Annotated in this window: 9 protein-coding genes; all 9 read right to left on the bottom strand. The window is 64.0% G+C overall.

Annotation, left to right across the window (positions count from 1 at the left end; all coding sequences use genetic code 11):
• Nucleotides 1–9: 9 nt before the first annotated feature.
• Nucleotides 10–1,848, bottom strand: coding sequence for a serine/threonine-protein kinase (locus MPC4_RS00600; RefSeq protein WP_174510821.1), 1,839 nt, complete (start codon nucleotides 1,846–1,848; stop codon nucleotides 10–12).
• Nucleotides 1,849–1,950: 102 nt separating this feature from the next.
• On the bottom strand, nucleotides 1,951–2,328 hold the full coding sequence (locus MPC4_RS00595; RefSeq protein ID WP_244628792.1) for an FKBP-type peptidyl-prolyl cis-trans isomerase: 378 nt from the start codon (nucleotides 2,326–2,328) through the stop codon (nucleotides 1,951–1,953).
• A gap of 109 nt (nucleotides 2,329–2,437) precedes the next feature.
• Nucleotides 2,438–3,136, bottom strand: coding sequence for a type VI secretion system-associated protein TagF (gene tagF / locus MPC4_RS00590; protein ID WP_174510819.1), 699 nt, complete (start codon nucleotides 3,134–3,136; stop codon nucleotides 2,438–2,440).
• 4 nt (nucleotides 3,137–3,140) lie between these two features.
• The gene (tssM, locus tag MPC4_RS00585) at nucleotides 3,141–6,671 is read right to left on the bottom strand and encodes a type VI secretion system membrane subunit TssM (protein ID WP_174510818.1); all 3,531 of its coding nucleotides are present in this window, start codon (nucleotides 6,669–6,671) and stop codon (nucleotides 3,141–3,143) included.
• Nucleotides 6,672–6,685: 14 nt separating this feature from the next.
• Nucleotides 6,686–8,128, bottom strand: a complete 1,443-nt coding sequence (gene tssL, locus MPC4_RS00580) for a type VI secretion system protein TssL, long form (RefSeq protein ID WP_174510817.1) — start codon at nucleotides 8,126–8,128, stop codon at nucleotides 6,686–6,688.
• The gene (gene tssK, locus MPC4_RS00575) at nucleotides 8,125–9,462 is read right to left on the bottom strand and encodes a type VI secretion system baseplate subunit TssK (RefSeq protein ID WP_174510816.1); all 1,338 of its coding nucleotides are present in this window, start codon (nucleotides 9,460–9,462) and stop codon (nucleotides 8,125–8,127) included. The genes tssL and tssK overlap by 4 nt, the downstream gene beginning before the upstream one ends.
• A gap of 61 nt (nucleotides 9,463–9,523) precedes the next feature.
• Nucleotides 9,524–10,831 (bottom strand): type VI secretion system-associated FHA domain protein TagH, encoded by a 1,308-nt coding sequence (tagH, locus tag MPC4_RS00570; RefSeq protein ID WP_174510815.1) that lies wholly within the window; start codon nucleotides 10,829–10,831, stop codon nucleotides 9,524–9,526.
• A 121-nt stretch (nucleotides 10,832–10,952) separates the two neighbouring features.
• A complete protein-coding gene (locus tag MPC4_RS00565) occupies nucleotides 10,953–11,495 on the bottom strand; it encodes a DUF6931 family protein (RefSeq protein ID WP_174510814.1) in 543 nt (180 codons plus the stop codon).
• 19 nt (nucleotides 11,496–11,514) lie between these two features.
• Complete coding sequence (locus MPC4_RS00560) at nucleotides 11,515–13,374, bottom strand: type VI secretion system Vgr family protein (protein ID WP_174510813.1); 1,860 nt, start codon at nucleotides 13,372–13,374, stop codon at nucleotides 11,515–11,517.
• Nucleotides 13,375–13,432 lie beyond the last annotated feature (58 nt).

The following is a 13,432-nucleotide window of genomic DNA, read 5'->3' as shown; positions in this document are numbered from 1 at the left end:
CGAACGCGATCACTCGGTCACGTAAAAATAGTTCAGTGAGACGCCGAGATCTTCCTGCTTTTCGCCGGCCTCCGCCTCGGTGGCCGACAACGCCTGCGCCGTTTTAACGGGCTTTGCGAGCTTCAGCGACGACAGAGGCTGCGTGCTGGAGATTATCATCAAGAGCTGCGGCGCAGCGGCGACCTTCGGCCGCGCGACGTTGATGCTAAAAGTGCGTGGATGTCCGGTCGAAAGGGCGCTCGTCACATTCTGCGCAAGTCCGTCATCGCCGATGAGCAAGGCCTCGATCCTGCGATCCTTCGGCGCCGAAATCGATCCCGCAAGAGCCTGCCCGCCGCGCAGGAAGGGAGCATCGAGCTGCACGACAGGCGCCAGCTTCGCGTTTTTCCGGGCCGAGTTGTAAAAATCGAGCGCCGCGCATTCCGTGGCCGGAATAATGATCGCCCGGATGTCAGCCTCAAAGCCGATCGCCTTGTTGAAGGCGGCGTTAAGTTCGTCAAATGGTTCGCGCGAGGCGCCGATGGCTTCGATTTTCGCCGATGAATCTGTCGCCGCGACGGAAACGACCGAGAAACAGGGCGCGGCGGCGCTCCGCTCGACGAAATCAAGGATGCTGTCCCGCGTGACGAGAGTGCTGTTTTGCGCGGGAGCTTGAACCGGCGCCGACTCGGGCGCCACGGCGGGCGGGATCGCGGCGGGGGGCGGCGCCACCGCCGGACGTTCGGGCGCTGGCTGCAGCGTGACCTCGGGCGGCGGCCCGGGTCTCTTCACCGGCGCCCCCAGCCACAGATAAGCGCCCGCGGCGAGCGTAACGAGGGCCAGCGCGCCGCCCGCCGCCGCTCCGATCTTGAGCAGGCGGCCCGCCTCATCGGAGCGGCGCTCAGCTCTGCGCGCGGGGGAAGGACGGGCCCTTTCCGGCGGCTCGATCGTCAATCGCGCGAAATCATCGGCGACCGCCTGCATGGATTGCGGTCTGTCATCGGGGTTCGGCTGCAGCATTTTTGCGAGGATCGGCGCGATGCGCGGATCGACGCCGGCGAGATCCGGAACGCTCTTGCGTTTTTCGATCACCTCGACCTGCGTGCCGCCCATGTCGAGCGGAGCGCCGCGCAGGGCTTCGGCCAGCACGAGACCGAGGCTGTAGATGTCTGATCGCGCGCCGACCTCGCCGCCATAGAGGCCGAGCTGCTCCGGCGACACGTAATTCAGTTTGCCGGCGAAGCCGACGTCGATGAAAGTCGTGCCCACCGCCGTCGAGCGCGCGATGCCGAAGTCGATGATCTTCGCCTCATCCACATCGCCGTTCTGAATAATGATATTGTCGGACGACACGTCGCGATGAATGATGTCGCGCTTATGCGCGGCGTTGAGGCCGAGCGCGACGCGCTGGGCGAGACGCTGCGCCGCCCCGGCCGGCAATGGTCCGCGCCGCAACATTTGCGACAATGGCTCGCCCTCGACGAATTCCATCGCGAGATAGGTCCGCTGCAGCAGCGGATCGACCGAGAACACGAAATAGCGGATGATCGCCTCGTGATGCAGGCGATGAAGTTTTGAGGCCTCGTTGCGAAACAGCGCGATGGCGACTTCGTTTTCGGCAAGATCGGCGCGGATCACCTTGATCGCGACGTCATCGCCGGTCTGGATGGAGTGGCCCTTATAGACCTCGCCCATGCCGCCCCGGGCGAGCAGGGCGTCGATTTCATAGACCCCGTTCAGCTGCATGCCCGCCCGCAGCGATTCGACGCCGAGAAACTCGGCGCCGAGGGGCGGATTGACGCCGGCCGACCCCGCCGGCGGAGTTCCGCCGAAGGATTTGGTCTGGCCGATGTCGTCTTTCGAGGTCACGTCGGTCGATCCGCGATGAGGGCTGGCCGATAGAACTCCCATGGTCCAGCAATTCACTGCAACTTTTTATTGTGGGCCGCGGCGCCGACCGGACGCAAGCTGCTACTTCGCGCCCAAAAGCTCGACGTCGAAGATCAGGGTCGCATTCGGCGGAATGACGCCGCCGGCGCCGCGCGCGCCATAGCCGAGTTCCGGCGGGATGATCAGCGTGCGCTTGCCGCCGACCCGCATGCCGGCGACGCCTTCATCCCAGCCTTTGATGACCTGGCCCTGGCCGAGCGTGAAGGAGAAGGGTTGGCCGCGGTCGACAGAACTATCGAATTTTGCGCCCTTCTTGCCGTCGACGAAAAGCCAGCCGGTGTAGTGGACGGTGACGGTCTGCCCTGGCTTCGGGGGCGCCCCATTGCCGGGCTCGGTATCAATGGTGCGCAGACCGGTCGGGCTCGTAACCTCGCTCGCGGCGTTGGCGATGCTGCTCATCAGCGGCGCCGCGGTCAGGGTGACAAGAAGCGCGGCGACGAAAGAGTGTTTCGGGGACATGGGACCTCTTGCTCTCTGGAAACCGGCGCTGGCGCCGGCAGGAAGCGGCTTAGCTCACCTCGCCCGCCGCGTCGCCGGAAAAATGCCCGGTCAGCATGGCGGCGAATAGCGCCGGGTCGGGCATCAGCCGAAAACTCAGGGCCAGCGGCCGGAAATCGGCGCCGCCCGCGGTCTGCCAGAAGCTGCGCGCGCCATAGGCTCTCGCCCAATCGGCGCGGCGCAGCCATGCGAAGACTTGGCCGGGCGGCTTGTCATCGAGAGGCGCCAGGACGCCGCCCTTCAGGGCGAGCATCGGCGCGCGCGCCGCCACAGGCGGGGCGACGGCGGGCGCTGGCAGCCCCTCCAGCGCGGTGAGAGCCTCATCAAACAAAGCGCCGGGCGCAAGGGTGGACAGCAGCAGCGCCTCGGCCGCTCTGAACCAGACTTCATTGTCCTCAAATTCCGGCGGCGGGATAGCGACGCCAGGGGGCGGCGCCGCGAACACGACGAGCGGGAAATATCGCCCTGCGGAATCGATCGAGGGCGTCAGCGCGCCAAGAATAGTCTCGCCGCAAATCTCGGAGCCGAGCCAGAAACGCCAGATCGGCGCGGCGAGAAAGGCGCCGCGCCACGCGTCCCCAAGCCGCTGGCGGCTGGATGAGACGGCGGCGTGCAGCCACGGCTCAAGGACCGGCAACAGACCGCCCCGCGCTTCGATCGCGACATAATCGGGCTTCGAGGCGATCTTTCCGATCAGGCCGCGGCGCATCGGATCAGAGGTCGCTTGGACAGTGGAACTCGCGCAGCGCCGGAAGCGTGAACGGATTTTGCGTCGAGCCCGCGCTGATCTGATATTGAATTTCCCGCCCGCCAACGATGTAGCTGACGATAATCTTGTCGCCGCGAACGACCGGGGCGCCGGCTTCGATGAGGCGGAACAGCGACCACGGCCCGGTCCGCTGGATCGTCGACGGCTGCGCGCCCGGCGCGTCCGAAGTCACGGTGATCGCGCTGCGATTGGCGTTCGCGCCCGGCCATTGCGCGACGACGGGGGCGCTGGCTCCGACAGGGCTGATGATCGGCGTTCCGTTCAGGTCCATCTTGATGCCGATCGAGGGAGACGTTGGCGCGGGGGCTGGAGTCGCCGCTTGCGCCACGCCAGGGATCGTCTCGGGGGGCGAAACGACGGGAACCGGCGGCGGCGTCACCGTCAGGGTCATCGAGGGGACGAGCCCGCCGCTGGCGAAAAACGTGTCGCGGATTTGCGCCGCGCGCTGAAAATCCTTCAGCGCGGCGCCAGCCGAACTCAAAGCGCGCGCGACGCCATTATCCTGGCGCCAGCTCCAGTTCTGCTTCGACGTGTCGACATATTGCGCGAGCTGGCCCGTGAAGAATTTGTCGATAATGCCTTGCGGTCCGAACAGGCGCCCGAAATCGACGAGCGAAACCTCGCGATCCGTGCGCGCAAACGGATAGCGGTTCGCAACGATCTGCTGGCAAACGCCCGTCACGGAATCCCGCAAGGATCGGTTGAGCTGCGAGCGGAAGCTGTTGGTGAGATCGCCGTCGACGTCGGTCGCGGCGGTCTGCAGCATTCCGGCGAAGGGCGGCGGCAGCCTGTTGGCGTTGGCGCGGAGCGCCGCCACCTGTGTCTGCAGCTGCGAGGTCGCGAGCGCGGCCTGCGCCGGATTGCCCATCAGGAGAAGACTCTGATAAATGTCGGCGAGATTGCTGATGATGAGGTCGATCGGCTGGCGCGTCGGCTCCCCCTCGACGAGGACGGCGTAAGCCTTGAACGCCTGCTCGATGTCGGCGCCAGGGGCGGCGCGATTCTGGAACAGCGTCGCATTGGCGTCCTTGTCGTCCTTTTTGCCAAAGCCCGGCCGTTCCCGCGTCAGCGCGGTCTCGTCGCGCACGGAGACGATCAGCTGCTTGATCGGCGATGTCGGGGCGGAGGCGGCGGCGAGCGTTACATATTTCGGCTTGTCCGCGAGCAGGCGCCGGAGCTTCAGCCGGCGCAAGGCGTCCTGCCAGGCGGCGATGAAATCCTTGCTGTAGAGCGCAAGGAGATCATCGCTCAGCGATTTATACTGGTCCTCGACGGCGCTCTGCTCGCCCGCCGCGCCAAGCGCCCAGCGGTCGCCTTTCAGCCGGTCGGCGATTCCTGGCAGACGATCGATGAAGAGACGGCGGAAACCCGCATAGGTGTAGAAGGCCGGCACTTTGACAGAATCGAGCGACGCGCCCTGCGTCGCCTCGAACACGAGGCCGGAATCGGGGCCGCCCGCGCGCGCGGCGTTCCAGTCGGCGATCTCGGACGCCGCCGCCTGCGAGCGCAACAGCTCATAGGCCTGCTGCGAAACGCTGAGGCGGGCGAGCAAGCCTTGCGCCTCGCTCACGAGCGGCCCATTGAGGCTGATGAGAATGTCGCCGCCCGGCATATCGAGCATGGCTTTGACATGCGCCTCGAGCAGTCTGCGGCCGTCCGCGTTGGCGGCGCCGGGATAAAGATTGTCGGCCCAGTCGCGGCGCAGATAATTAAGGACGAGATCCTTATTGGCCGGGTGCAGCCCCCCCAGCATCAGATAGACTTTCAGCGCCTCATAGAGAAAAGTAGGATCTGTGCGGTTGGCTTCCATCTGCTCTTCCAGGCGGTAGATGAGCCGGGGCCGCAAGAGACGCTCCAGCGCGACGCCATAGGCGCTGTCTGAGGCCGAGCGCAGACGATCGAGCTGACTGAGGCCGAAGGTCGCCGCAAGCGGCGGCTGCGCTCCCTTCGTCTCATATCCGGCGGGCAGATAGCGCAGCTTGTTGAGGAGCGGCAAGATTTTGGCGAGATCGCGATCTGAGATTTCGGTCTCCGTTGCAAGCCCTCCGGCGGCCCCGCGGTAATCAGCCGCCGCGGCCTGCGTGCGCGCGATGAGATCCTTGTTGCGCAAATAGCTGCCCCACCATGCGAGGGAAGCGCCCGCGCAGACAATGGCGAGGGCGAGCAACGCCACTGTCTTGATGAGCCTTGCGCGAAAAACCGCGCGGCGATCGGTCGAGACCCAGGCGGCTTCGCCGATGATGAGCCTGCCGATGAGATTTTTGAGGAAATAGCTCTGGCCTCGACCCGAATAAGCGTTGGCCGCGACTTCGCGTGCGCCAAAACTTCTGGACAGCGCGCCGATCAGCTGATCGACCGGCGTGCCTTCCTGCGTGCCGGAGGTGAAATAAAAACCGCGCAGCGTCGCATTGGCCTGATAGCGCGTCGGCTCGAAAATCTGATTGAGGAAATCATGGATCGGCCTTTTCAGCGTCGCGACCTGCGCGGGAAAGCCGAACAGCGACGCCCGCGTCGAGGGCACAGGCTCGTCCTGCAGCCGGTCGGTGGTGAGATCATTGAGCCGGGCGATCAGCGCGTCGAATTCGGCCGGAATCTCGCCCACCATATTGCGCTTCTTGTCGCCCGTCTGGAAGGTCGCGCCCCAGACCTGAGCCCTCGCATTCTCGTTGAGATTGCCGAAAAATTCGCGAAAGCCGGCGATCAGATCGGCCTTGGTGAAAAGGACATAGACGGGAAAATCAATCTTCAGCTGTCTGTGAAGCTCGAGCAGCCGCGCGCGGATCGCCGCTGCGTGAGCCGCGATCGTCGCCGCCGGCTCGGTCATGATGTCGTCGAGCGCGATGGCGACGATGACGCCATTGATCGGCTGGCGCGGGCGGTTCTTCTTCAGAAGATCGAGGAAAGAGAGCCAGCTCTTCGGGTCCGCTTTGGCGTCGGAATCCTGCGTCGTATAGCGCCCCGCCGTATCGATCAGCACGGCGTCGTCGGTAAACCACCAGTCGCAATAGCGCGTGCCGCCGACGCCCGCGATCGACGACGGGCTGCCGCCCCGGCTCAGCGGAAATTTGAGCCCCGAATTGGCGAGCGCCGTCGTTTTGCCTGCGCCGGGCGGACCAATCAAAATGTACCAGGGCAGATCATAGAGATAACCGCGCTTGCCTTTGCCGGCGCTCTTCAATGTCGCGAGCGCGTCCTTCATCCGCTCGCCCAGAACTTCGGCGTCGGAGTCAGGGCCCGTCTCCTCCATGCCTTTCTCGATCGCCGCGCTCTGTGACTTGCGGCGCCAGAAGGCGAAGCCCGCGACGGCCGCCGCCGCCGCGACGAGCAACACGATGACGATCTCGCGGACGATCGGATTTTCGAGCGGGCGCCAATCGCCGAAGGCGACGAAGGGCCCCGCCATATAGACGAGCGCCGCCAGCGACGAGAGACCGACCCCGTAGGCGATGATGCGAATGATGTCTTTGCTCAGCATGTCGGTCGTGATCCTCAATCCGAACGGGCGAGCATGATTTCGACGCGGCGGTTCTGCGCGCGCCCCTGCGGCGTCGCGTTCGACGCGATGGGCTGCTCGTCCGCCTTGCCGTCGACCTCGATCCGGCTGACGTCGCTAAGGCCCGGCTTCAAAACGGCCGCGACCGCCTTGGCGCGCGCCATCGACAGGGCCCAATTGGATGCGAAGGGCGATGTCGGCTGCAATTTGACGTTGTCGGTATGCCCGACAATGGTGATCGCGCCCGGCTCCTTCTCCAGCGTTTCTGCGATGCGTTTGGCGATCGGCTGAAATTGCGGCTTGACGCTCGCCTGACCCGAGGCGAACAGCACGAGATCGCCGACGATGATCCTGATCTTGGTGTCGGTCTGCGTGGCGTCGACCTTTTTGGCGGCGATTTCGGGCGCGAGCGCAAGCCGGATGCGCTGCAATTGGGTGAGCCGCCCCGGCGGCGGCGCGGGCGGCTTTGGCGGCGGCGCAAACATGTGCCGCACGAGTTTCAACTCGCCGCGGCCGTTGAGCGCGTTGAGGTCCGCGGCGGCGAGATCCGCCCCGCCGGTTAGAAGCGCGCGCAGCGTGATGAACAGTGCGAACAGGGCCAAGGCCGCCACGACGCCGACGGTCCAGAACGGCACGCGCGTGCGAAGAACCTGGCGCGGAAGATCCTGGCCGCGCCAATGCGGCGACAGCTCGCGGTCGACGCGCGGACGGACTTTTCGCAACAGCTCGTAAAGATTGCGCTGAATATGCTGGAGGGTCGCGGCGCCGGACGGCGAGCTGCGATGCACGCCCTGAAAGCCGAGCGCGAGGCAGGTGTAGATCAGCTCCAGAAGCGAATAATTGTTGAGCGGGTCCATCTTCGCCTGATCGAGCTCGGCGAAGAATCTGACGCCCCCGATACGCTCGCCAAAGAAACGGCTCAGCATGCTGTATTGCGTCCACACATGCCGGTCTTCGGTCGGAATATTTTGAACGATGTCGTCTGCCGTCGCGCAGAGGATATATTTCGCGGCGTTCGCCTGCTCCGGGGCGACGCCCGCCGCGCGGACCTGTTTGTCAAAAAACGCCACAGCTTCGGCGACCTGCCCCATCAGACTGGCGGGAGACGCCTGTAGTTGAGCGACGCGCAGGCGCCCTAACAGCAACAGCAGTGGACCGGCGGCTTGCAGAAGCGGATTCTCGTTGGGAACGAGAAGATCCTCGATCGGAATTTCCCGGCGTTGCATGCTCGGCGCGGGCGGCGCGGCGGCGGCGCCCTTGATCCACTCTTCGCCCGGCGAGGCCTCCGGCGCGCCGGCCGGGCTGGCGCGCCACGCTGGCGTCGGCGCCGCCGGCGCGACAGGCGCGGGCGCTTCGGGCCGGCGTCCGCCCGGATTAGGGACGATGATCGTCCTGTTGTCGCGGCGCCCGAGGCTGTCCGGCGGGTCCTTTTCGCTCATTGTCGATCTTCCAGAACAGCCCAGAGCTCAAGGTTGAGCTCTGGCCAATCGCCTGAAAAATGCATGCCGATCGAACTCGCCGTCGAAAATTCCGGCCAGAGCGGCGAGTTACGGTCGAGCAAAAAATAGACGTGGTCGGTGATCGCGCGGATCTGCGGCGGCGGCGTCGGCAGATGGACGAGCGGAACGCCCGGCAGATGGGCGTGAACGATCTCATTCATCTTCGAGCCAGGGCCGACCTTGAAGAGATGGGGAAAGCTGGTCTGGATTTCCGTCAAAGAGCGGCGCGCGGACACTTCCAGCACGAGGCTCGCGACGCGGAACAGGCTGCGATCCCTGATCGGCGAGATGAACGCGTTTTCCGCCCGCGCGATAATGTCGAGGCGGATCGCGCGCCGTCCAAGCCGGGCGCTGAGAAAATCCTGGAGATCGCGCAGAACCGGCGCGAATGAGCCTTCAAGATTGTCGTGGTCGTAGAGCGGATAGGTCCGCGCGCGCCGCTCGGGCGTCGCAAAAGTCGCGAGTTCGCCAACAAGACGGAGCAACTCGACATAGAGCCTTTCGGGATGCACGTAGCGCGATCCGCGCAAATGCTGCAGTACGGTAATGTGGCGATTCAGCACCTGCAGCACGAGATAATCGACGCTCTGCAAGCCGCCGCCAGCTGTTGGGTCGGCGGCGTAGCGGGCGAGTTCGCCGAGCTTGGCGTCGATCCAGCCAATCACGCGGTCGATCCACCCTTCAATCGTCGGATAGGCGTGACAGACGAGAACGGTTGGCGCGAATTTTTCGTCGAAGACGATCGATTTGTCGCGCACCTCGACGACGCGCGCGATGGCGAGCCCCTGAAAGCCGGGCTTGGCGGTCTTGCGCAGGTCGAAAGTCAGCCTTGGATAGGCGACGTCGATCTCCTCCTCGATGCGCAGCGAGGATGTCGAATCGATGAAGGTTTCGGCGCCGATGACGAAGCGGCTGGCGCTATTTGCGTCCAAAGCGTCGACCTCGCGGCTGTTCGCCGCCGCCGACGGCATGGTAAGCCAGAGCAGCTGTTGCGCCGCGCCCTCCGGCACGTCGATCGGAGCCGGCGCCGGGCTGTCGTTTGGAATGTCGAAGGGAGTGCCGTCGGGCATGATCCCGGCGGCGCGGCGGACCGCGAATTTGCTCTGCTGCGCGAGGTCGCGGTCGATTTCTATATGTGAAAAGCCCCACGGATAGGGCGAGGCATGGCGCGTCCTGCCCTCCACCAGATGTTCGAGGTAGCGATCGGCCTGCTGCAGATGATGCGGACGAAGGAAAAGTCCTTCCGACCAAAGGACTTTACTGTACCAGGACATCCATAACCCCGTTTCCTTCGGCAGAGCCGCGCGCCAGTTGAGAAGTTTTCGTCAACAACTTTTAAGATTTTCCGTTTCGATCATAACATTGTGGAAAGTAGAACATGAACGCGCCAATGAGGCCATCGTCGTGCCGATGCGCCTTGGCGCGCCAGCGCGCGACATAGGCGTCCCAGAGCTTCGCCTTCCGTGAAGCGATAAGCGCCGACAGGCCGCGATCAGGTTCGAGGGTCTTTTCGATATCCTCCGGATCGAGATCCTCGATCAGCATTTTGACGGCGCCCTGCATTCCGGCCAGCGTGTCGAGCTGATGGCGCTTGAGATCGTCGAAACTTTGCCGCAGCGCCGGGGCGGCGGCGAGATAGCTGCGTGTCGGCGGCCCGAACATCAGGCGCAGCGCATCGGGCGCAGTCGGCGAAAATTTCAATGGATTATTGTCCGCGGCCTGGATCGTCGTCTGGTTGGCGCTACGCGCCAGGCGTTTGGCTTCGAGCCTCGCTTGCAGCAGCTGTTTGACGTCCCCGGCGACGATCTTCATCAGGCCGCCAAGCAGAGCTGCGAGCTCCTCGGGGTCCTGTTGCGCGATCGCCTCGACCGGCAGGTCGGCGGCCTCGGCGAAGCGGCGCAGGAATCGCGCTCCGGCTGCGTCGCCCGGCTCTGTTCGAGCGTGCGCGGGGGACACGGAGGGCGCGGAGGGCGGAGCAGCTGCAGGCTCTGGCGCTGCTAGGTTCTCTTCCTCGCTCGTCCAGATCGGACGGCGCGGACTGGGAACGGGCGGCGGCGCTTCGGGCTTGGCCGGCGCAGGGGGCGGCGGCAGCCAGCTCGCGTCTTCTTTTGCGCTGGCGGACGCGGCCGTCGCGTTCGGCGCATCGCGCAACGGATCAAAGACATCCATCGCCCAGTCGAGAAAATCAGGGGCGTTGGGGCGATCCGGGACAGGTTTGAGGAAGCGCGGATCAATCGGCGCCGGCGACGGCCCCTCGCTCTCCCACAAATCGGCGGCGACGGGCCGCGCCGGCGCCCTTGCGGCCTCGCTCGCCGCCTCTTCATCGCCATCGAGAGAGACAGAGATGATATATTGGCCAATCAGAACGCGGTCGCCATTGCGCAACCGGTGCGGTTCGCGCATGCGCGCCGGCGCGTCGTTCAGGAACGTGCCGTTCGACGAGACGTCCGTGAGAACATAGGCGCCGTCCGTATAGCGGATTTCGCAATGCTTGCCCGAAATGAAGCGGTTCGGATCCGGCAGCGTCCAGTCGAGATGCGAGTCTCGGCCGATGTCGATGCCGCGCCGCCCCGACACGACAATGCTGACCGGACCGCCGTCAGGCAGGTTTGTGACATTCTCGATTGCGAGCTTCAGCGCCATATGCGTTCGCCTTCGTCACCGCGGTCCTACTCAGCGGACTTGAGCATGATCGCTTCCAGTTACATCGATCCCGCCCATCCTCGTGTTTGTTTTCCCACATCGCGTCATCTCTGGAGGGAGGCTACGCGAGAGCGAATCGCATGCCCCCTTCGAGCCAGCTGCGCTGAACATCGGCGCGGCTTGCGGCGGGCAGCGCGTTCCCCCCGAGAATCAGCGCGACGCGGATCGCCTGAGCCGTCGCATGCTGCGGCGACGGCGCGGAATGCTTGCCGTCGATCGGCACCGTCCCGCCGGCCCATCCCGCCGCGAACGCCGTCCAGGTCGCCGCCTCTCTTGGGTCCGAGCGGGTTGCAAGATCGAGCGCGCGCAGACGGTTGCGCTCCTCCGGTTCATTGACCCAGGCCTCGGCCGCGGCGATGCGGATCTCATCCGCCGGCCGCGAAGCTTCGCTTTGGCGCAGACACTCGCAGCCCCACGCCACAGCCTCGCGCCGGGCGAGCAGATAGGCGCAAAAAGAAAGCGCCGCCTTCATCGCATTGGCGTCCGACAGCGAGCGTAGAAAATCGAGGCTGCCCTGTTCGCTCGCGGCGACGCCGACATCGCCGCGAGCGGTCGGATAGGTCTCGTAAAGATCCTGTGCGGTTTCAAAACGCAGTCGCGGCATGACGCCTCCCAAGTCGCGCTCAGTTGATCTTGATCATCGCAGCGGTCAGATTGATCATCATGCCGCCGCTGACCTCGGTCTTCATCGCGGACTGGAGCGAGATCATCGGCGAGTTGATGGTGATCTGCTGCGGCTCCATGGTGATCGTGCTGGCCCCGACGGTCAGCGTGATTTTCTGCATCGCCTCGATGCTGATTGTCTCGAGCACGCTGACATCCTGCTTGCCCTGAATGTCGACCTTCTGATTGCCCGCCTCGATCGAGAGATTGTCGCTGCCGTTCTTCAGCGTCGTCTCGCGCGAGGGGTCATCCCGGCCCGAAAAAATCTCGCCGATCTCGACGCTCTGCGCGCGGCGAATGACCACCTCATGATCGCGCTCGCCGTGCATCCTGATTTTCTCGGAGCCCTTTTTGTCCTCGAACATGAATTCATTGTAGCCGCCGTGACCTTTCGACGAATCGGACTTAAGCCCCGACTGCGTCTTGTTGGCCGGCATCTCATAGGGAAATTTATTGTCGGCGTTGTAGACGGCGCCAGTGACCAGCGGGCGGTCCGGATCGCCTTCCAGAAACTCGACGACGACTTCCTGCCCGATGCGCGGGATGGCCTGGCCGCCCCAGCTCTTGCCGGCCCACACCTGCGCGACGCGCGCGCGGCACGACTGCTTGTTCTTACGGTCCCAATAGAAGCGCACAAGGATGCGGCCATGCTCGTCGACGTCGATCTCCTCGCCGTCCTTGCCGACGACTTTCGCCGTTTGCGGACCGTGGACGATCGGCCGCGGCGTCGTCAGCGGCGCGCGAAAATTGATGTCGCTCGGCAGGAACTCATAGTTGCCCGAATAGGGCTGCGAGCCGGCGGAGGCGCCCGACCGATAGGATTGCATCGCATAGGAATGCATGGCGCGAAGGATCAGATATTCCTTGTTCTCCGAACCTTCCGGATATTTTTCAAGAGTGACCAGCGCGCCCGGAAAGAGGCTGATCGCGTCGCCTTCGCCGTAACGGCGCTTGTCCATCGCCTGCTCCGCCTGCAGTCTTATTTTCGCGTAGGTCTCGCCATCGTTCTTCTTTTGGAATTTGCCTGGATAATCGTAAATTTCCATCTTCGATTTCGTGTAGGACGCAGAGCCCTGCGCGTCGCTTTTGAGGTCGGCGTTCGGCTGCAGATAATCATAATCATTGAGTTCGAACTTGCCGCTCCGGAAACGGCGCTCCGGCGTCCATTTGAAGATGTGCTCCTGGTCGCGCCGCGTCTGCCTTTCATCGGCGATGAAGGGAATTTTGGCGTGGCCCGGCGCCGGCTTATGGGAGGATTTCGCGTCCGCCAGCACCAGCGTGTGCTTGTCTTTTTGATATTCGAAGAAATAATAGACGCCATGCTGCTCCATCAAGCGGCAGACGAAGGCGAGATCGGTCTCGCGATACTGGACGCAATATTCGAGTTTCGGAAAATTGCCGGTGGTCGCCACGCGATAATCGGAAAAGCCGCGGTCGCTGAAGACTTTCTTGATGATGTCGATCGCCGTCTGATTTTCAAAGATGCGGCAATCGCTCGTGCGCGACAAAAGCCACAGCCAGGGCCGCAGCGTCAGCCGGTAAAGATAAAGACCCGCTTGCGCACCAAGGCCTTGCGCCTCCACCAGCACGCCGTTGAAGATGCGATCGGGTTCGGCATAGGATTTGAAGGTCATCGAGCAATTATTGCCGATCGCCTTGTCGAAATCGACATTCGACTGCTCGCCTAAAGCTTCGACGCGGAACTCGAAAAGTTCGCTGAGGCCTTCGGAGCCGTCGAAGCGAACCGCGACCAGCGCATCCTTGCCGAGAGGCGTTTCGAGGGATGCGATGCGGCTGTCTTGGGTAAGCTCGGAAGCCATGCGAACCTCGGGGTCTTGCCCAGTTTTGCTTGACGATACCCAACTATGGGGGCACAGT

This window comes from Methylocella tundrae (assembly GCF_901905185.1).
Classification (GTDB): Bacteria; Pseudomonadota; Alphaproteobacteria; order Rhizobiales; family Beijerinckiaceae; genus Methylocapsa; species Methylocapsa tundrae.
This window is presented reverse-complemented; position numbering and strand designations above follow the sequence as displayed.

Coding starts and splice junctions, on each gene's coding strand:
- MPC4_RS00595 (WP_244628792.1), bottom strand. CDS start 2,328: ATGAGCAGCATCGCCAACGCCGCGAGCGAGGTTACGAGCCCGACCGGT.
- tagF (WP_174510819.1), bottom strand. CDS start 3,136: ATGCGCCGCGGCCTGATCGGAAAGATCGCCTCGAAGCCCGATTATGTC.
- tssM (WP_174510818.1), bottom strand. CDS start 6,671: ATGCTGAGCAAAGACATCATTCGCATCATCGCCTACGGGGTCGGTCTC.
- tssL (WP_174510817.1), bottom strand. CDS start 8,128: ATGAGCGAAAAGGACCCGCCGGACAGCCTCGGGCGCCGCGACAACAGG.
- tssK (WP_174510816.1), bottom strand. CDS start 9,462: ATGTCCTGGTACAGTAAAGTCCTTTGGTCGGAAGGACTTTTCCTTCGT.
- tagH (WP_174510815.1), bottom strand. CDS start 10,831: ATGGCGCTGAAGCTCGCAATCGAGAATGTCACAAACCTGCCTGACGGC.
- MPC4_RS00565 (WP_174510814.1), bottom strand. CDS start 11,495: ATGCCGCGACTGCGTTTTGAAACCGCACAGGATCTTTACGAGACCTAT.
- MPC4_RS00560 (WP_174510813.1), bottom strand. CDS start 13,374: ATGGCTTCCGAGCTTACCCAAGACAGCCGCATCGCATCCCTCGAAACG.